Here is a 20,497-nt window from a genome sequence, read left to right on the forward strand (position 1 = left end):
CCATTTTAAAATTTAGGGGTATCTATATGCAGCGTTTGCAGAGGAGGCTTTTTCCTGCTATTCCTGGCTCCGTCATTTCTTTGGGACTAAGAATAACATTTAAATCTTCAGCGGTAATAATATTTTTTTCTAATACCAAATCCTTAATACCTCGCTCATTAGCTAGGGCTTCCTTGGCTAAAGCTGAACATTGTTCATAACCAATATGCGGCAACAATGCTGTAACTATGCCGACACTTTTATCTAACCAAGCTTGACACATAGCTTCATTGGCCTTTATATCTTTTATACAAAGATTTTTAAAAGTATCAATGGCGTTAGTTAAAAAGCGTAAAGAATTAAAAATATTAAAGGCAATTACTGGCTCCATAACATTTAACTCAAATTGCCCATTTTCTACTCCCATTGTTACTGCTAGGTCATTGGCAATAACTTGGTAACAAGTTTGATTTACAACTTCAGGAATTACTGGATTAACTTTGCCAGGCATAATGGAAGAGCCTGGTTGACGAGCTGGCAAACAAATTTCATGTAAACCTGCCCGCGGGCCTGAAGCCATCAACCGCAAATCATTAGCTATTTTAATCAAAGCTAGTGCTGTTACTTTCAAACTTCCTGATACATCGGCAAAAACATCTGTATTATTAGTTGCATCAACTAAGTTACTCGCAGTTTTAAAATCTTCACCGGTTAAGTTGCTTAAATGTCTGGCTACGGCCTTTATATACTCTGGGTCAGCATTCAAACCTGTGCCTACGGCAGTCGCTCCCATATTTACTTCATGCAAAAAAGTCATAGTTCTATCAACACGTTTTTTAGCTCTTCTTACCGAACTTGCATAAGCAAAAAATTCTTCCCCTAAAGTTATTGGCACCGCATCCTGCAAATGCGTACGGCCAATTTTGAGAACGTTTTTAAATTCACTGCCTTTTTTCTCTAGCTCATCAGCTAATTCTTTGAGTGATTTTATTAACTTTTTCCCACGACGAATTGTACATACCCTAATTGCCGTAGGGAAAACATCATTTGTCGATTGAGACATGTTGGAATGATTATTAGGCGAGATATAGGCGTAATCGCCACGATCTCTGCCTAAAATTTCCAAAGCACGATTTGCTAAAACTTCATTAACATTCATATTAAAAGAAGTTCCAGCTCCACCTTGAATTGGATCCACGGGAAACTCGGTAAACATTTTCCCCTCTATAATTTCATCTGCTGCTTGAACAATTGCCTTACCTATTGTTGCATCCAAAAGGCCTACTTCCATATTTGCTAAAGCAGCAGCTTTTTTCACAATCCCCAAAGAAATAATAAACTCTTTATCGGCGGTATAACCAGTTATTTTAAAGTTTTCTAATGCCCGCATGGTTTGAACTCCATAATAAACATTGTCTGGAATTTCGACTTCGCCTAGAAAATCTTTTTCAGTACGCATAACGACTCTCCTTTTATTGTTCCTTGTATTCTGTATACATTAATACTACATAATAAATACAGTTTTGTCAAGGATTTCACAGAATAATTTTCAAAATTCACAGTTTATTTATCTAATATAGAAATTTGACAAATTATTTCATATAACCTACTATTTAATTACACATATTTTATAAAGGATTGATTGCAAAATGTGGAAAGACTTTTTTTCAACGGAATCAGATTTATTTAAGCAGATCATTTACCCTAAACTTGTTATTGGTGTAATACTAATCACTACCTATTTTATTTTTTTAAACATTGGTTATTGGCTATCTTTAATTAATAATTTTTTACAAATTATTTCACCAGTAATATATGCCACAATAATTGCCTATATTCTCTATCCACTTACAAGTTGTTTGGAAAGTTTTTTTAAAAAAACTTTTGTTAAGATTGGTTTAACTAAAAAAGCTAATAATTGGGCTAATTTTTGCAGTGTTCAGGCAACATTTTTCTTGTTGATTTTCGCAATATTCCTTTTCATAAAATCCGTTTTGCCGCCACTAGTTGAGAATGTAAAAAACCTTAATAATAACTTACCGCCTAACTTAGAAATCTATATTAGAGCAATTCTTGATAAACTCCAGATTTATTTTCCAGATTTCTCACTTGATTTTGAAAATAAGGATAATATTATTCAACTAATTAAAACACTTGCAATTTACCTAGATGTTGTCAGTACGTTTTTTCTTGATCTGGTTATTATCGTAATCATGGTTATTTATTTTCTCTTAAATAAGCAGCTCTTGTTTGGAACGGTTCATAAAATTGCTTCTGGAGTTTTATCGGCAACAAATTTCCAATACGCTAAGAATTTTTTCCAAGTGTTTGATTCGGTTGTTGGAAAATTTATAATTGGCATTTCTTTAGATGCAATCATTGTAGGGATTGTTTCAACTATTTTTTTGTTACTTTTAGGACACCCTTTTGCAGTCCTTTGTGGCGCAATTGCGGGTATTTTAAATATCATTCCTTATATTGGACCTTTGGCAGGTGCAGTTGTTGCTGGTCTTCTCGGACTATTTATTAGTCCTAAACTTGCCATTTTAAGTACTGTTGGCTTAATGTTATATCAACAGATAGATGGTAATATTATTCAACCTAAATTAGTTGGTAGCAAGGTCGGATTAGCAGCTGTACACACTTTTATTGCTCTTACATTAGGTGGACGTGCCTTTGGTATAATTGGCATGGTAGTCGCAATTCCAATTGCAGCAGTTATTAGTATCTATTTCAATAATTATTTAGCCAGCAAAAGAATTTCTAATTAAACAAAACCCCCTAAATAGCAGCTTTAGTATGTCAAAGTTTAGCTATTTAGGGGGTTACTTTTGTTTTTTTACTTATTAGTTTCTATTTTCTGCAAAAAACGTTAGAGCCACTTCTGGGAAAAGTGCATAAGTTAGTACGTCCTCTACCGAAGCATTTGGATAACCTTTTTCAGCTAATTGCTGTTTTAGCAATTCCATTTGTGGAGCTATATCATCAGCTGGACGATAAGTAATTTGTGGATCATCCCCAATAATTAATTTTTTAATTTCATCAGAAATTGGCGCTGGAGTGCGACCATATTTACCACGAACTAAATCTTTAACTTCACGAGGAACCACTTTATAACGGCCTACCATTACATTAAACGCAGCCATTGAACCAACTATTTGGCTGGTTGGAGTTACTAGTGGTGGGTATCCCAATTCCGCTCTTACTTTTGGCATCTCTTCCAACAATTCCGGATATTTTTCTGCGCATCCTTGTTCTTTCATTTGATTTAACAAATTAGATAACATTCCACCTGGAATTTGATATGTTAAAACTTTTGTATCAATAGATATATTTGTATTCAATTTAAAATCAGTAGCAATTTCTGTTTTTACTTTTCTAAAGAAATCTGCCAAAGGATACAAGTTTTCTTTTTTAATACCAGTATCATAAGGAGTTCCTTCTAAAGCTGCTACCATTGGTTCAGTTGCAGGCTGACTAGTACCTAAAGCAAAGGGAGAAATAGCACAGTCAATAATGTCAACTCCTGCTTCAATAGCTTTTAGATAGGTCATAGAAGCCATCCCACTAGTATAGTGCGTGTGCAAATCAATTGGGATGTTGATTTCTGACTTTAATGTTTTAATTAAATCATAAGCAGCATAAGGAGCAAGCAGTCCAGCCATGTCCTTAATACAAATTGAGTCTGCACCCAATTGTACTAAATCATGAGCAACTTTTAAAAAATCACTATTTTTGTGATAAGGACTTATTGTATATACTAGAGCACCTTGTACATGTGCTCCAGCTTTTTTAGCTGCACGCATTGCACATTCTAAATTACGCACATCATTTAAAGCATCAAAAATTCTAATTATGCCTACACCATTATCTACGGCACGATTTACAAACTCTGTTACTACATCGTCTGCATAATGGTTGTAACCTAATATATTTTGCCCCCTAAGCAACATTTGGATAGGAGTTTTTTTAATATGTTTTTTCAATTCTCTTAAACGTTCCCATGGATCTTCATTAAGAAATCTTAAGCAACTATCAAAAGTAGCGCCGCCCCAAGCTTCTATTGCATGGTAGCCAATATCATCTAATTGTTCTAGCATTGGTTGCATATCGGAAATTCTCATTCTAGTTGCAGCCAAGGATTGATGACCATCACGTAGTACTGTTTCCATAATTTTAACTGGTTTCATCTTCAAACTACCTCCCTTATTTTAATGTAAATTATAACATTAATTCTCAATTTTTCAAATATCTAAATTACTATATATTGTATAATTTATAAATAATAAAATAATTTGTTATATCTGGAAAACATTTTAACTACTAAGTAATCTACTCACTGAACACCTTGCTAAAAGAGTGTATAATTAATTTAGGAGTATTTATCAAGGAGGCTTTATCATGTTAAAAAATTTCGATGTAATTATTATTGGAAGTGGCCCTGCCGGTATTTCTGCCGCCCTATATACAGTCAGATCTAATCTCAAAACTCTTGTTTTAAGCCAAAACAAAGGCTCGCTACGCAAAGCCGAGAAAATAGAAAATTATTATGGCTGGGATCCTGCCTTAAGCGGTAATGAGCTTATTGCTACAGGTATTAACCAGGCTATTAATCTAGGTGTACAAATTCATTATGAAGAAGTTCTAAGCATTGACTATTTCGATAAACTAACCGTAAAAACTGTAAAAAATAGCTACCAAGCTACCAGTGTTTTAATTGCAACTGGTGCCGAACGCAATACCCCTAAAATCAAGGGAATTAAAGCTTTCGAAGGCAAAGGTGTTAGTTATTGTGCTGTTTGTGATGCATTTTTTTATCGCCAAAAGCCTGTGGCAGTCTTAGGTAACGGCGAATATGCTTTACATGAAGCTTTAGAATTGTTGCCAGTTGCTAAATCAGTTACCATTCTTACTAACGGCCAACCATTAACTGTCACTCCCCCCGAAGCAATAATAATTAATCCAACACCTGTTAAAGAACTTCTAGGCGAAAGTACTTTGCAACAAATACATTTGGAAAATGAAACGTTCTTGGAAATCCAAGGTCTGTTTGTTGCTTATGGCATAGCTGGTAGCACCGCCCTTGCACGTAAATTAGGTGCGGAAACATCTGGTAATAATATAGTGATAAATGCCGAGATGCAAACTAATATTCCTGGACTTTTTGCCGCTGGGGATTGTACTGGCGGTCTCCTGCAAATTGCCAAAGCGGTTTATCAAGGTGCACAAGCTGGACTTTCTATGGTAAAATATTGTCGTGCTAACAATTAACTAATTTTAGCTAAAACTGAAAAATTGTAGGTGTCACATGAATAATATTTTACAGCATAATCTCGACCTAGCTAGCCTTCTTCCTTTTTGGCAAAAATTAACCTCAAATGAACAAATTTTAATTCAACAAGAGGCTATGTACAAAACTTTCCCCAGTCAAACTACAATTTATGATATGCATAATGAATGTTTAGGTCTTGTTTTTGTCTTAAGTGGAGAGCTGCGCGTCTATTTAAATTCAGACAGTGGCAAAGAAATCACGCTTTATCGTTTAGCGCCTAACGAACTTTGTGTTCTTTCGGCTAATTGCATTTTAAAAAATATTAATTTTGAAGTGTATATTGATACCGAAACAGCCTCTGAACTTTTAGTCATTCCTGCAAATACAATTGGCAAGATAATGAGTAATAATATTTTTTTAGAAAATTTCACCTATAAGTTGCTTGCCGAACGATTTTCAGATGTCATGTGGGCAATGCAGCAAATCCTTTTTATGAGTTTTGATAAACGCTTAGCTATTTTTTTGCTAGATGAAATTAATAAACAACACACTAATTGTATTAATCTTACACATGAACAAATCGCCAAATATATTGGTAGTGCCCGTGAAGTAGTTACTAGAATGCTAAAATATTTTTCCCAAGAAAACATCGTAAAACTTTCGCGTGGCGAAATTTTAGTTATCAACAAAGAAAAACTAAAACAATTAACTACATAAAACTACTGATAAAAAAGCTAGCTAGCAGAATTTTCTATTCTACTAGCTAGCTTTTTATTACACTTTTAACATTTTTTCAATGTACTCTTTAGGCTTAAAACCTACTGCCGTAGAATGCACTGTACCATTTTTCATAACGGCAACTAAAGGAATACTCATAACTTGAAATTGAGTTGCCAATTCGCTTTGTTCATCAACATTTATTTTACAAATTTTATATTCCGAACTTGCTGCCGCAATTTCTTCAAGTACCGGACCTAACATTCTACAAGGACCACACCAAGGTGCCCAAAAATCCAACAATACTACTTTGTCTGATTCCATTACTTCTTTTTGAAAATTTTCTTTAGTTACTGTAACAATACTCATAGCTAATACCTCACTTTATTTTAATTTTTATTTTTTGCAATTCTTAAATCTGGCAAATAAATAGCTACTACCATTAGTGCTAAGCCGATAGCCAAAAGCCCCCCAAAACCAACATCTAGTACGGCAGGAAATTTTTTACTAAGATTAAAAATTGTTAACTTACCATAATTCATGCTACTAACAAGACCATTTTTTTCTAACCAACCATAACTAAGTGAAAAGGCCAACGCACCAAAAATCCCACCTTTAACAGTCGCTAAAGCCTGCCTAACTCCAAAGCTACCTGCAGCGGCCATACATGTTCCTGGGCAGGTTCCTAATAAACCAAAGCCCAAACCAAATATTAAACCGCCAATTACAACCCCTAAATTCATTGTTTTTATACTTAAGTGTCCAATATTAAAAATACCCAAGAATACTGCTAAAGCCATTAACACATTAGAGAAGCCTATAGCAAATAAAATTATTTTCATAATTGTAAGATCTTCTAGCCTGAGCATTTTTAGTAGTTTGCGTGGATTAGAAGCCCCTACATAGTACAGTGCTCCTCCAAACAAAGCTCCTAAAATTATAGCGCCTAAAATGTTATTCATTTTATTCACCATCCTTTTCAGCTTGCCTACGAATGTAGATTGCTGTCGGTATCGCTGTTGCAAACACTGCGAGGGCAAAAACATAGCCACTCACACTGCTTTGCAGCATCCCACTCATCATATGCCCACTAGTGCAACCATCTGCCCATCTAGCACCAAACAAAATTATAAATCCCCCAATAAAACTCCGTCTGTAACGTCGCCACATAGCTGGAATATCCCTTAACTCTTCTCTATAAGAAAGATTTAGCGAACTATAATCTAAATTAACCCGCTTTTTATTTCGCGTTGCTAGTTTATGAGCAATATATGCTCCTAAGGGAATAGCTAAAACGAATACAAAGTCATAATTCCAAGGATTTTTAATACTTTTGGCTAAACTTCCACCGCTTTTATCATAATAAGCGTTAGTGCTTTTGTACCCACTTGGACGTGAATTATCAGGACTAATCACTGTCGGATCAATAACAGAGTGAATAATTCCTCCAACTAAGCTAAATTGAGTAGAAACACCAATTGGTTTTACAAAAAATGCTGCTAAAAAAAATACGAAGCCTAAAAACATAGCCTGCCAAATCCAGCGCTTTCCTTCCATACTACTCACCTCTTAAGATTATTATAGCAATAATTCACGAAGATTTTAGTAATTAAGTCACTTTTATCATATCTTAATTGGCTGATTATTACAATATTTAATCTTTAATAGTGGAATATGTTTTCTAATAAATTATTATCATGTAGTGCAAAGAAGCTTTTATTTAATTTTATTTTAGTAATTTTTGATAAAAACCCCACAGCCATTTCTTCTTATGCCGCGGGGTTTTCATCATATTCAACTTAAACTAGTCATTGCCGTACCAAAAATGTCGCGCAAATTTCAAATAACAAAGCTCATTGATTTCTGGCCCCATTTCTCTGCGCCCCTTTTGAATTCGCACCTCTTGTGTTCCAACCCGAACTTGATAATCGACTATTTCTCCTAAAAACGCCTTGCGTTTTACAACGCCTGGCAAAGCCCCGACCTCTGTTGCACTAACAAAATCAATTTCGGAAGGTCGACTTGCTAACGACAAGCGTAACTGGCTTTGTAATTCTCCCTTAGGCAGTAAATCTTCTGGTAAAATTATATTTTCACCACTTACAAAAAACTGTCCATTGGACTGTTCAACATCAATAAAGTTAGACAAGCCAATAAAACTAAAAACAAATTTATTAGCTGGCTGATTATAAACATTAAAAGGTGTATCTATTTGCTGGACAATTCCTGATTTCATAACCAAAATTCTATCAGATAACGCCATTGCCTCTGACTGATCGTGCGTTACGTAAATTATAGAAAATCCGTATTTTTTTTGCAAATCTTTAATTTCAAAACGCATCTCTTCGCGTAAGTGCGGATCTAAGCTCGACAACGGCTCATCTAAGAGCATTACATCCGGATTAATAGCTAAGGCTCTAGCCAAGGCTACCCGCTGTTTACCGCCTCCAGAAAGATTAGCAGGGCTGTTATCCGCTTCACGTAATAAATTAGTAGAACGCAGAGCATCTTTAGTTCGTTTATCGATTTCATCGGCTGAAAAATTTCTAATTCTTAAAGGAAAAGCTACATTTTCATAAACAGATAGGTGTGGCCATACCGCAAAAGCCTGAAATACCATCCCAAAATTACGTTTTTCTGGTGGTAAATAATAGTTGCGCTGCGGCGATGAAATCAAACGATCCGCTACATATATTTCCCCTGCACTTAAATCCTCAAATCCCGCTACCATTCTTAACGTAGTAGTTTTGCCACAACCCGATGGACCTAACATCGAAAAGCACTCACCTTTGGCAATTTCTAGATTAAGCGCATCTACAGCAGTTACTGTGCCAAATTTTTTAGTTACATTTGATAATCGAACATGCGACATTTTCTATGCACCTGCCTTTTTGGTTAATCTATTAATTAGCATTTGCCCTAGTACAATTAAAATTAAAGCAATGCCTGCTAAAGCGGCAGAAACAACCGTTTCGCCATCTTCATTGAGAGTATAAATTGCCACCCCAATTGTGCGTGTCGTTGGCGAATACAGCATAATAGAAACTGTCAATTCTCTTAAAGACGGTAGAAAAATCAAGAAAAAAGCCGCAATCATACCTGGACGCACTAACGGTAACACAATATCTTTTAAAGATTGCCACATCGTCGCACCACAAGAGCGCGATGCCTCAACCAAAGAATCATGTACTTGTTCTAAAGCCGCGGAGTTAGCTTTTAGTGAAAAGGCCATGTAGCGAGCAATATAAGCAACTAAAATTATCCAAACTGTATTATATAAATTTATACCATAACGACCACTCCAAGCTAAAATAACCCCTAGGGCAATAACTGAACCTGGCACTGAAAATGGTAGCATTCCTAAAAATTCTAAAATGCCTTTGCCTTTTACTTTCATTTTTACGATAACATATGAAATCATTACCCCAGCAAACATTGTGATTAATGCCGCGCCTAATCCTAAACTTACACTATTGAAAATCGCATCTTTGGTAACATTATAGTCAAATAAAATGAATTTATAATTTTCAATTGACAAATTATCCCAAGTAAACGATAAACCATAAGTTTTTAAGCCCCCAACTAAGAAAATTACTACTGTAGGTAAGACTATGGTAAAACCTATATACGCTAAGCAAAGCACTAATAGTGGTATTCTTAAGCCTCTTAGCTTCAACTCCATTGGTCTAAAGCTTTTACCGCCGATAATCTGATAATTTCCTTTACCTAATATTTTGCCTTGCAACCAGATTATTAAGGCCGCACTCGCTACCAAAACTGTAGCCAGAACTGTGCCTGTTCTAATCGAGTCAAAACTCCCGCCACTTTGATGTATTTTGTGGTAAATAAGTGTAGGAATATTAAATATCCCATTTTCAATTCCCAGCACCGCAACCGTGCCAAAGTGTGCCATAGAGTACAGCATTATTAGTAGCGCGCCTGACAAAATACTTGGCATAACTAGAGGAATTGTTATTTTACGCGTAATTGTCAACAAACCTGCTCCTGAAATTCGCGCGGATTCTTCTAATGTTGGATCCATTCGTTCTAAAGCACCACAAACTTGAATAAATACAAAGGGAAAAAGATACATAACTTCAACTAACATAATCCCAATATAGCTATAAATATTAAATATTGGCCCTTCAAAGCCAAAATTTTTAATAAAAAAAGTATTGATAAAGCCAGCATTTGGCGATAACAACATCTTCCAAGCCAAAGCACCAATAAATGATGGTAACATAAATGGCACTAAAAACATACTTTTCATAAAACTTTTATAAGGTAAATCCGTCCTAGTTACTAACCAGGCAAAAAAAGTTCCAATAATTGTACTGCCAATAGTAGTTCCTGTGGCAATGATCAAAGAATTAACCAAAGCCTGATATGTCTCTGGCTCCGATAAAATTTTAATTACATCACCAAGATTAAATTCACCATCAACCCAAAAAGCATTAAAAAATATTAACAATACTGGTACCGCTACTACGACTACCAAAATTCCTACAGCTAAAAATAGTATCAACTGGGCTATACCAAAACCTTTTTTTTGTGAAACTGCGCTCATTCTTTCACCGCCTTTGGCAAACTTCCTGCCTCAAACCAAAGTAAGTCAAGGAAATTTACTACACATCGATCATTTTCTTGAAACATTAAATTCTTAGATAGCGCTTCATGCGTCTCTACGCTAGTAGATATCTGCGTACCGTCTATTTCTATTAAATAATGGATCATGGCCCCTAAAAAACTAACGCGCTTTACTAGTCCATTTAACCCCTTGCCCGTAGCTGAAAGAACAATATCCGACTGACGAAAACCTGCAACCCAATCTAGATTCGAATCTTCTGGTTTAGTCCAAGGAATAACTTGTTCACCTTCTGCAACCAAATACTCGCCTGCAACTTGGCGAACTGGTAGGTAATTAGCAATACCCATAAAATTAAAGACAAACGCATCTGCGGGTTGCTCAAAAATTTCCCAAGGTGTTCCAATCTGTCTTATTTTACCCACATCATCCATAATTGCTAATCTATCTGACAATGCTAAAGCAATTTCTTGGTCATGCGTAACATATAACACTGTTATATTTAATTTTCTTTGCAACTCTTTAATTTCGAAACGCATTTCTTCACGCAAATTTGCATCTAAATTAGATAGGGGCTCATCTAATAATAGTAATGATGAGTTAGCAATCAATGCTCTTGCCAAAGCTACCCGCTGTTGTTGCCCGCCAGACAATTCCGAAGGCATACGTTTTTCTAGACCATTCATCCCTACCATCTCTAAAGTTGCTAATACTCGCTCTTTGATTTCATTTACGGATTTACGCGCTATTTTTAGCGGATAAGCAACATTATCAAACACACTCATATGTGGCCAAACTGCATAATCTTGAAACACTACCCCTAAACCTCTGCGATCAGGTGAAATATTAATTTCCTTGTCTAAATCTGTAACTAACGTGTCATCAATAGTAATGCTTCCTGATTCGGGAGTTTCAAAACCGGCAATTAGTCTCAATAATACTGTTTTACCACAGCCTGATGGCCCTAATAACGTAAAACATTCGCCTTTTTTAATATTTAAAGACAGATCTTGAAGCACTAGGTGTGAGCCGTAACTTTTTGAAATTCCTGCTAATTTAATTATTTCCATAATACACCTACCTTAACAAGCAATAATTAGTTTTTATAAAAAAAGGGCGGACGGCACTAGCCGCACCGCCTAGATAAAAATTTTATTTTTTTAATTTATCACTGAATTTCTTAATTGTTTCTTCTTTAGACGCCATCATTTCTACATAATTAATTTTTATAGAACGTTTTAGGGCATCAGCCGAGTCTGGTAATTTGAATTTCTCTGGACTTTTCACATCAGCTCGCACAGATAAAGTTCCTTCTTTAGCAATAAGAGTTTGAGCTTCTTTGCCAAGCAAGTAATCGACAAATTTTTTCGCAGCATCCATATTTTGGCTGCCTTTAAATATCGCTACTGGGCTTGGTGCTAGCAATAATTCTGGTGGATAATATAATGCAATATGCGCACCTTTGGCAATTTTATCGTTAGTAATATAGTCTACTGCTAAGCTTGCTGCCAATTCTCCTGAAGCTGTATCGTCAACAACTTGTCCAGAACCTTTGCCAATCCTTGCTTGATTAGCATGTAACTTGTCGAAAAATTCCCAACCAAATTGTTTTTCTAATAAAGCTACACTCATATACGAAGTACCTGATAAAGCTGGATCGGCAATTCCAAAACCATTTTTGTACTCTGGTTTAAATAAATCTGACCATTGTGTCGGTGGAGTTTTTATTTTGTCCGTGTTAATAGCAATGCCTAAAGTGCCAAAACGAGCTGCAGTAAAGTGTCCATCATAATCATCAAATGGGTTTAACACTTCTTTGAAAACTGGGCTTTTATATTGCTCTAGCACACCTTCTTTTTTCATATTATAGAAATCTGGTACTTCACTAGTCCAAATTACATCCGCTAAAACTTTCCCACTTTGGCGTTCTGCTGCAATTTTCGCCATCAGTTTACCTGCACCTGCTGATTGGTAATCAACTTCAATACCAGGGTTTTGTTTCTTAAAGCCATCAACTATGCCTCTGATTAAGGATTCTTTCATAGATGTGTAAATAATTAGTTTTTTACCGTTATTAGCAGCGGGTGTTGCCGCTTTTTTATCACCGCCACAACCTACCAATAAAATACTTGTTAACATTACAATTGCTAAAATTATACTGTGCTTTTTAAGCATACTTTATAACCTCCTGTATTGTTTTATAAAACCGTTTTCTTAATCTGCTCCAATTAATACTCTCCCCCCATACTATTTTTTATAAGAATAACGGTTATATACAATTAATAGCCAAAGATATAATTTCTAAAACCAGCAATAAATTGTTGTAATTCCAGCTAATTAACTATATGAATATATTATTTTACAATAATTTAATTGTAACACCTACAGCTGTTTTTTACAATTTTTTTATTTTCTTTAGAAAAAATAGTGTTTGTATACACAAAAACTATTTATTTTTAGTCAATATTATTTCTAAGAAATGCGCATCAAAAATTTTCATCTGTGTAGTCTGTAATTCTATATGCCAAATATATTAAAATCTACAATTTCTTCATCCGAATAATTTTTATTTTGTTCAGCTCCATAAAAAATTTAACATTAAATTTTTGCAAAAGGTTTTATTGTTTGCCATAAGTCTTTCATATTTTCTTAAGTTCAGCTTATACAAATCTGTATAAGAAGTCAAGAAAATACTGAATATATTATACATTTATTTAATTACAAAAAATCTTTTCAATTATTTTTCAATTATCATAAATTTTACTGATTTATTTTATCTTCAGTTAAATAAAAAAAGCTATGTTAACAGTTATAGTGTCGTGCCTCCAATCACTAGATTTTTAGGTCTAACTTATTGGGGTCACAAAATAGTTGTCAACACAGCTTTTTTATTATATTTTCTCAAATTACTATTTGCGATAATTAACGGTCTCTGGATACATATCATGCATATGTAAGCGGTCTAATGCCGTTTGTGCCCAAGCACTCTCTGCTTTACCATAATTACAATAGGGGTCAATACAAATTCCACCGCGAGGTGTAAACTTTCCCCACACTTCAATATATTTAGGCTCTAGAAGTCTAATTAAATCCTTCATAATAATATTCACGCAATCTTCATGAAAATCTCCATGATTTCTAAAGCTAAATAAATATAGTTTTAAAGACTTGCTCTCTACTAATTTTTTATCTGGTACATAAGAAATATAAATTGTTGCAAAATCAGGTTGTCCTGTCATCGGACACAAACTAGTAAATTCTGGACAATCAAATTTAACGAAATAATCATTTTCTGGATGCTTATTAGAAAAGCATTCTAAGATTGTCGGATCGTAATCACTAGGATATTTTGTGTTCTGCGTGCCAAGTAAACTTACTCCCTGTAATTCACATTCATTTCTGCCTGACATAAATACCTCCACATTCAAACTTTGATTTAGTTTTTTGACAATACAGCATCAGCTTCATATTTAGCCATCTGCTTGTTTCTCTCTAAGGCTATAACTAATAATGTTCCAACTATTCCTGGCACAATTTGTCCAATCACAATTGCAGGCATTAATATTAAATAGGGAATTCCCAGTAAAATAGACAACCAAACTGGTACCATTAATCCCGGCACTAATGTTATAAGCACTGCAATAAACCAATTAGATAATTGTTGTTTTTTTACCCAAACGATACTAGCTCCAGTACCAAAGCCAACTAAAGCACCACCTAACATATCTAATGGACCTAACCCCCCCATCAAAGTGTTGCTAATAAAATTTGCCAAACCTAAAGGAACTACCAAAAACGGAAACACAGCACTTAAGGCGTACAACGATGTAGCTATTCTTATTTGATATTGCCCAAAAGCAAAACTTTGTGTATATAACATTACCAAAACATACATAGCCATAAATAAGCCTGCTAAAGCCAATTTTTGAGTTTTACTAATTTTTCTTGAAAACATTTTTTCCTCCTAAAAACTAAAAATGAGAGACTTTCGTCTCCCATCCTTTTATAACAAAACGCTATCTGCACATAAATAAATCAAATAAAGACAATTTATGACTCTATTTGTTTCCTAGTTTTGTTTATAGACAGGATGGTTACGAACTGTCTGCTATTTTTTTATTACTAAATTATAACTGAAATATAGCTAGCTAGCAAGAGTGTTTTCATATATTTAGCAGGAAACTATAGTTTCCCGTTTCACAACACCATCATCGTTTTGTTAATACATATTTTTAACTTTATTGTAAAATAATAAAATTAACACAACTTTATGCTAATTTCACATTTGTAAAATTTATTTCAACCAAACATTTGTCCTTGACTTTTGGGTTGATAATGGTTATTATTTTTTTATGTGTCCTAAGAATTGTTGAAATATTAATTATTACTAAGAAAAATTCAGCTACCAAAAGGAGAGTTTATAATGGTTCATGGCAAAATAGGTTTCAGATTCAAAACACAAATTAAACGTGCTAATCCAGTTCTAATAGAACAACTAAAAAAGTATCCGGCTCCCAACATTGGCGATGCAATGGAGCGATTTTACATAATGGATGCTGGCATTAAACCCGTAAAACAAGATATGTTTATAGCCGGCCCAGCTGTAACCGTAATGATGCGCCCAGGAGATAATCTGATGTTGCAAAAAGCCTTAGAACTAGTGCAACCTGGTGATGTCTTAGTCGTAAACACCTGCGGTAACACTAGTAATGCTATCTGGGGCGGCTTAATGACACAAATGGCTGTAAAGGTAGGTTTAGCTGGAGTAATTATCGATGGCTCCCTCCGCGATGTCGATGATATTTTGGCCTATAATTTTCAAGCTTTTTCCAGAGCTATTGTGGCCTGCGGTTGTGATCGTGAAGGTCCAGGCGAAATCAATTATCCAATTGTCTGTGGCGGAGTAGTTGTTAATCCTGGCGATATTATCATTGCCAGTCATGACGGTGTTGCAGTCATTCCCCAAGAAGATGCCGTTGAAGTTTTGGAGGCTACAGATAAAGTTTTTCAACGCGAAGAACAGCGGGTTGCAGAAATCAACGCGGGCAATTTATTTCCAGGTTATGTTGACGCTGTGCTTCGACAAAAAAATGTTATCATAAATTAATCAAAGACTTACCCGAAAAATTTAAAATTAATACTTAAAAAAAGATAGGTACAAACATTTTATTTTTCAGTACCTATCTTTTAAATTTTTACTAAACAAGCACTCTTCTAACCAAAAACTTAGTCATATTTTTGATTTTAGCCTCATTGTTTGTTATAATCGAAATATAACTTGCTCTTTAAACACATAAGCAAGCTATTTTGTATAATAAGGAGGATAGCATTTGGCAACTTATCTTTTGTTAACAGCGTCAGTAATCATACTTTGTGTGATTTTCAACAAAATATCTAGTAAAATCGGCATTCCTGTACTTCTAGCATTTATTATAATCGGTATGTTGTTCGGCACAGATGGGATAGTAAAAATTGCTTTCGATAATTTTGCTATCGCTGAGCAGATATGTTCGATTTCTCTCATTTTTATTATGTTTTATGGTGGTTTTGGTACGAAATGGAGTGCCGCTAAACCAATCGTTAAACCTGCAATTCTACTTTCTTCTTTGGGAGTAATTCTTACTGCTGCTATCACAGGTTGGTTTTGTTATGCGGTTTTGCAGATTCCCATATTAGAAAGTCTTTTAATCGGCTCCGTAGTTAGTTCTACAGATGCAGCTTCTGTTTTTTCAATATTACGCTCCAACCGCCTAAACTTAAAAGACAATACAGCTTCACTCTTAGAAGTTGAAAGTGGCAGTAATGATCCTTGCGCATATATGCTTACAGCGATTATTTTATCAATAATGGCTGGTAACGGTAACTCCCTCGGAAGTATTGCTTATCTAATTTTCGCACAAATCATCTATGGCTTACTATTTGCTTGGCTAATTTCTCGTGCCGCATTATGGGCATTAAAAAAATACCGTTTCGCTGACGATGGATTTGATGCTATTTTTATAACTGGTGTAGCAATCTTAGCTTATGCCGCACCAACAGCAATTGCTGGCAACGGTTATCTAAGTGCATACATTGTTGGCCTAGTTATGGGCAATAGTGAAATTAAAAATAAAAAATCTCTCGTTATTTTTTTCAATGGTGCTACTGGGCTTATGCAAATTGTTATCTTCTTTTTATTGGGGTTATTATCTTTTCCTTCGAAACTACCTGAAATAGCTTTTTCCGCTTTTCTTATCGCTTTGTTCCTTACTTTTATTGCTCGCCCGCTTTCTGTTTTTGCTATTTTAACCCCTTTTAAAAGTAGCACAGCTCAGCAGATTTTAGTATCTTGGTCAGGGTTACGCGGTGCAGCGTCAATTGTATTTGCGGTAATGGCAGTTATTAGCCCCGCTAAAACTAGCACCGATATTTTCCATATCGTATTTTTCATCGTACTTTTTTCCATTCTCCTCCAAGGTTCTTTAATCCCTCTTTTTTCACGAAAATTGAATATGATCGATGATACTGCAGATGTTATGAAAACTTTTAATGATTACAGTGATGAAGTTCCTATTCAATTTATTGAATTCACAATTTCACCCAAACATCCTTGGAGTGGACAGCTAATCTCCGAAATTCTTTTGCCGCCAGATACACTAATCGTCTTATTAGATCGTGGTGGCAACAAAATGGTCCCGAAAGGTAATACCATACTACAGCCTTGCGATAAACTAATACTTAGTGCTAAGTCACTTAGTAAAATTGATGGTGTATCCCTTATTGAAAAGCATCTCGAATCAGGACATCCATGGCTAAATAAGCAAATTTATGAAATAAATATAAAACCGGATACAATAATCATTATGATTCAGCGTAAAGAAAAAATTATTATACCTAATGGCAATACTATACTAAAAGAAAATGATATCCTAGTGATTAATAACATTTGATTTAAACTTATTTCCCTTTATATGTGAACTTGATTTCCACGCTACAAGCTTTAATTTTAATTCTCAACTGAAAACAAAAAAGCTTGTATGCGCACACACAAGCTTTTCTACTTTATATAATATTTTGGTCGGAGCGGGGGGATTTGAACCCACGGCCTCTTGTTCCCGAAACAAGCGCTCTACCAAGCTGAGCTACGCCCCGTCTTCTTACTTGATTATTTTACGCCTATAAAAAAATTTTTTCAAGTTTTTTTATACATTTTTAATAAAAAATACTTATTTTGCTAAATTTTAATTAAAAGGAAAGTGAATTTCTATGAAAACATTCCTAGAAAAATTATTGGTTTTTCAAGATTTAAGCACAGATGAATTTCTTGTCGATATGCTTACAACAGACCTTAGTAATGCTAGCTTTAAAAGTCGTGCTTTAAAATTAGCTGAAGATGATGGTATAACAGGCGAAATTTTACTAATTTTTTTAATGAATAAAATTATTGAGCAAGATAATATATTTACACGTCTGGCATCTAAAGGAACTAGCCCTGGTTTAAGTCTACTAAAAGCTTTAGAAAATGACTGGCAGGTCCTGCATCAAATCTGTATTTACTTAAAATCCGCAGTAAAACAAGATATGTTTTATAATAGTTATCAGCCAAGTGTAGCCAATGATATTAGCAAACCTCTGGCTATTTTAGAAGTTATCTGCTCTGATAAAACTCCTTTAGAAAAAACTCAAGCTTTGCAACAATTTTATTATAGCAACTCCTATGGACTAATGGCTAAATATCAAGCTTTTATTTGGCGCAAAACAAATGGATTACAAGGAGTTAAAAGTCGTAACGAACATGGTTTGGATGCACTTATTGGCTACGAAAGCCAAAAAGACTTATTAAGATCTAACACTGAAAGTTTTCTCGCCGGTAATCCTGCTAATAACGTTTTATTATATGGAGAACGCGGTACAGGAAAATCCAGTAGCATTAAAGCTTTGACGAAAGAATATGCCCAACAAGGACTACGTCTTGTAGAAATTGGCCGTAAGGAATTTAATTATTTGCCTGAAATTATGCTAGAGCTTTCTAACTACGGCTGCAAATTTATTTTAGTACTGGATGATTTATCTTTCGAAGGTAATGAAGTCGAGTATAAACAACTAAAATCTTACATTGATGGAGCTCTAGAAGAAAAGCCAGAAAATGTTTTAATCTATGCTACATCTAACCGTCGTAACTTGATTAATGAAAAATGGTCCGAGCAAACCGGCGATGAAATGCATGTCCGTGACAGTATCAATGAGCGAATTTCTTTAGCTGACCGTTTCGGCTTGAAAATATTTTACCCAGCACCTAATCAAGATGAATATTTACAAATTGTAGAAGGACTCGCTGAAAAAATGCTCCCTAATGATGAGTTATCTGTAGATGAACTTCATCAAGAAGCAATTAAATGGGAACGCAGTGCTAGCGGTCGTTCTGGTCGAACTGCTAAGAGTTTTATTTTATCTTACCGAAAAACAACTTGACAATTTTTAGAATTAGCTGACGTGCGGAAAATGAAATAATTTTATCTAAAATCAAACCTCTTTAAAACTTTATTTTAAAGAGATTTGATTTTTTTCTTGACTTAAAGTAAACTCTAAGTGTTAAAATTAACTGACATCTAAATATAATAACTGGAGGGACTCATATGCAACCAAGCAAAGTATATTTTTCGGATTTACGTGCTAAACCAGGTTTAAATCTTTTGCAGAAGTTAGAAAAGCTAGCCCAAATAGCGGGAATTAGCGATATTGATTTTAAAAACAAATTTGTAGCAATAAAAATTCATTTTGGTGAACCAGGTAACCTTGCCTATCTTCGCCCTAACTATGCTCGTGTTATCGTGGAACTGGTAAAAACTTTTGGTGGCAAACCGTTTTTAACGGATTGTAACACCCTATATGTTGGTCGTCGCAAAGATGCCTTAGAACATCTTGACGCTGCTTATGAAAATGGCTATAATCCCTTTTCTACTGCCTGTCAACTAATTATTGCTGACGGTCTAAAAGGTACTGACGAAGCTTATATTCCTGTACGCAATGGGCAATATGTTAAAGAAGCTAAAATCGGTCGTGCAATTGCCGATGCTGATATAATTATTAGCTTAAACCATTTTAAAGGCCACGAAATGACTGGTTTTGGTGGTGCTATAAAAAATTTGGGCATGGGTTGTGGTTCACGCGCTGGTAAAATGGAAATGCATAGCGCTGGCAAACCTCAGGTAAATTCTAAACATTGTGTAGGTTGTGCGGTTTGCACAAAAATTTGTGCTCATGCTGCTATTAATTTAACCGATAAAAAAGCGAAAATAGATCATTTGAAATGTGTTGGTTGTGGTCGCTGTATCGGTATGTGTGCTTTTGACGCAATTAATCCGCCCTTTGATGAGTCGTTTGATATTTTAAATGCGAAAATGGCTGAATATACAATGGCAGTCCTAGATAACAAGCCCCATTTTCATCTTTCTTTAGTAATTGATGTTTCACCGTATTGCGATTGTCATGCCGAAAACGACCTTCCAATTGTCCCTGATATTGGAATGTTTGCCTCTTTCGATCCTGTGGCCTTAGATCGCGCCTGTGCTGATGCTTGCAATCAAGCGCCTGTGATTCCAGGTAGTATTCTTAGTGAAAATCTCCAAGCTGCTAAACTTCAAACTGAAACTGAATTTGATCGTTTCGCACATACCACTCATGGTACTAATTGGATCTCAACACTAGAGCATGCCGAAAAAATTGGATTAGGTACTCAAAAATATGAATTAATTAAAGTTAAATAGGCAAATAAATATTGATCTACAATCAATATTTAATACACAAAATTAAAAAACTAGTCGCTATCACTAACCACTAGTTAACTTTTATATTACTTATTTTCTTTGTATTTTAGATAATTTTTAAACAACACCCCCAATTATTAAAGCCTCTAATCTTGATTTTTTAGGAGCTGGATAACAATACAATGTCTATTTTATTTT

18 protein-coding genes and 1 tRNA gene are annotated in these 20,497 nt (G+C 34.8%); 7 read left to right on the forward strand and 12 right to left on the reverse strand.

The features are described from left to right. Window positions 1-22: 22 nt before the first annotated feature. Entirely contained in the window at window positions 23-1,438 is a 1,416-nt protein-coding gene (locus tag SUCMO_RS0106365; protein ID WP_019879766.1) for an aspartate ammonia-lyase, read from the reverse strand. Window positions 1,439-1,628: 190 nt separating this feature from the next. Between SUCMO_RS0106365 and SUCMO_RS0106370 the strand changes: the two genes are divergently transcribed. Further along, the gene (locus tag SUCMO_RS0106370) at window positions 1,629-2,750 is read left to right on the forward strand and encodes an AI-2E family transporter (protein WP_019879768.1); all 1,122 of its coding nucleotides are present in this window, start codon (window positions 1,629-1,631) and stop codon (window positions 2,748-2,750) included. A 75-nt stretch (window positions 2,751-2,825) separates the two neighbouring features. Here SUCMO_RS0106370 and SUCMO_RS0106375 read toward each other — a convergent pair whose 3' ends face one another. Beyond that, window positions 2,826-4,175: a pyruvate carboxylase subunit B gene (locus tag SUCMO_RS0106375; protein WP_156819261.1), complete on the reverse strand. Its 1,350-nt coding sequence runs from the start codon at window positions 4,173-4,175 to the stop codon at window positions 2,826-2,828. 205 nt (window positions 4,176-4,380) lie between these two features. On the opposite strand from SUCMO_RS0106375, the gene SUCMO_RS0106380 reads away from it, so the two are divergent. Continuing rightward, window positions 4,381-5,250 carry an NAD(P)/FAD-dependent oxidoreductase gene (locus SUCMO_RS0106380; protein WP_019879771.1) on the forward strand — a complete coding sequence of 290 codons (870 nt, stop codon included), beginning with the start codon at window positions 4,381-4,383 and terminating at the stop codon, window positions 5,248-5,250. Between the two features lie 37 nt (window positions 5,251-5,287). Continuing rightward, window positions 5,288-5,968, forward strand: a complete 681-nt coding sequence (locus SUCMO_RS0106385) for a Crp/Fnr family transcriptional regulator (RefSeq protein WP_019879772.1) — start codon at window positions 5,288-5,290, stop codon at window positions 5,966-5,968. Window positions 5,969-6,025: 57 nt separating this feature from the next. On the opposite strand, the gene trxA is transcribed toward SUCMO_RS0106385, so the two are convergent. The 9 genes from trxA to SUCMO_RS0106430 all read right to left on the reverse strand — a co-directional run bounded on the left by trxA (window position 6,026) and on the right by SUCMO_RS0106430 (window position 14,508). After that, complete coding sequence (trxA, locus tag SUCMO_RS0106390; RefSeq protein WP_019879773.1) at window positions 6,026-6,337, reverse strand: thioredoxin; 312 nt, start codon at window positions 6,335-6,337, stop codon at window positions 6,026-6,028. A 20-nt stretch (window positions 6,338-6,357) separates the two neighbouring features. Beyond that, window positions 6,358-6,930, reverse strand: a complete 573-nt coding sequence (locus SUCMO_RS0106395) for a YeeE/YedE thiosulfate transporter family protein (protein WP_019879774.1) — start codon at window positions 6,928-6,930, stop codon at window positions 6,358-6,360. A gap of 1 nt (window position 6,931) precedes the next feature. Further along, a complete protein-coding gene (locus tag SUCMO_RS0106400) occupies window positions 6,932-7,525 on the reverse strand; it encodes a YeeE/YedE thiosulfate transporter family protein (RefSeq protein WP_019879775.1) in 594 nt (197 codons plus the stop codon). A gap of 247 nt (window positions 7,526-7,772) precedes the next feature. After that, window positions 7,773-8,840 (reverse strand): ABC transporter ATP-binding protein, encoded by a 1,068-nt coding sequence (locus SUCMO_RS0106405; protein WP_019879777.1) that lies wholly within the window; start codon window positions 8,838-8,840, stop codon window positions 7,773-7,775. 3 nt (window positions 8,841-8,843) lie between these two features. Beyond that, window positions 8,844-10,535, reverse strand: a complete 1,692-nt coding sequence (locus tag SUCMO_RS0106410; protein ID WP_019879779.1) for an ABC transporter permease — start codon at window positions 10,533-10,535, stop codon at window positions 8,844-8,846. Beyond that, the gene (locus SUCMO_RS0106415) at window positions 10,532-11,623 is read right to left on the reverse strand and encodes an ABC transporter ATP-binding protein (RefSeq protein WP_019879780.1); all 1,092 of its coding nucleotides are present in this window, start codon (window positions 11,621-11,623) and stop codon (window positions 10,532-10,534) included. The genes SUCMO_RS0106410 and SUCMO_RS0106415 overlap by 4 nt, the downstream gene beginning before the upstream one ends. An 82-nt stretch (window positions 11,624-11,705) precedes the next feature. Beyond that, window positions 11,706-12,728 carry an ABC transporter substrate-binding protein gene (locus SUCMO_RS0106420; RefSeq protein ID WP_019879781.1) on the reverse strand — a complete coding sequence of 341 codons (1,023 nt, stop codon included), beginning with the start codon at window positions 12,726-12,728 and terminating at the stop codon, window positions 11,706-11,708. 734 nt (window positions 12,729-13,462) lie between these two features. After that, on the reverse strand, window positions 13,463-13,963 hold the full coding sequence (gene queF / locus SUCMO_RS0106425) for a preQ(1) synthase (protein WP_019879782.1): 501 nt from the start codon (window positions 13,961-13,963) through the stop codon (window positions 13,463-13,465). A gap of 26 nt (window positions 13,964-13,989) precedes the next feature. Next, window positions 13,990-14,508, reverse strand: coding sequence for a QueT transporter family protein (locus tag SUCMO_RS0106430; protein WP_019879783.1), 519 nt, complete (start codon window positions 14,506-14,508; stop codon window positions 13,990-13,992). Window positions 14,509-14,976: 468 nt separating this feature from the next. Here SUCMO_RS0106430 and SUCMO_RS0106435 point away from each other — a divergent pair, with 468 nt between their 5' ends. Together SUCMO_RS0106435 and SUCMO_RS0106440 are read left to right on the forward strand one after the other, a co-directional pair. Then, window positions 14,977-15,660, forward strand: coding sequence for an RraA family protein (locus SUCMO_RS0106435; protein WP_019879784.1), 684 nt, complete (start codon window positions 14,977-14,979; stop codon window positions 15,658-15,660). A 223-nt stretch (window positions 15,661-15,883) separates the two neighbouring features. After that, window positions 15,884-17,482, forward strand: a complete 1,599-nt coding sequence (locus SUCMO_RS0106440) for a potassium/proton antiporter (protein ID WP_019879785.1) — start codon at window positions 15,884-15,886, stop codon at window positions 17,480-17,482. 125 nt (window positions 17,483-17,607) lie between these two features. Here the strand turns inward: SUCMO_RS0106440 and SUCMO_RS0106445 are convergent. After that, window positions 17,608-17,684, reverse strand: a tRNA-Pro gene (locus SUCMO_RS0106445). 114 nt (window positions 17,685-17,798) lie between these two features. On the opposite strand from SUCMO_RS0106445, the gene SUCMO_RS0106450 reads away from it, so the two are divergent. Both SUCMO_RS0106450 and SUCMO_RS0106455 read left to right on the forward strand, forming a co-directional pair. Next, window positions 17,799-19,004, forward strand: coding sequence for an ATP-binding protein (locus tag SUCMO_RS0106450; RefSeq protein ID WP_019879786.1), 1,206 nt, complete (start codon window positions 17,799-17,801; stop codon window positions 19,002-19,004). 164 nt (window positions 19,005-19,168) lie between these two features. Then, a complete protein-coding gene (locus tag SUCMO_RS0106455) occupies window positions 19,169-20,299 on the forward strand; it encodes a DUF362 domain-containing protein (protein ID WP_019879787.1) in 1,131 nt (376 codons plus the stop codon). Window positions 20,300-20,497: the final 198 nt, after the last annotated feature.

Origin of the sequence: Succinispira mobilis DSM 6222 (assembly GCF_000384135.1) — a bacterium.
Classification (GTDB): domain Bacteria; phylum Bacillota; class Negativicutes; order Acidaminococcales; family Succinispiraceae; genus Succinispira; species Succinispira mobilis.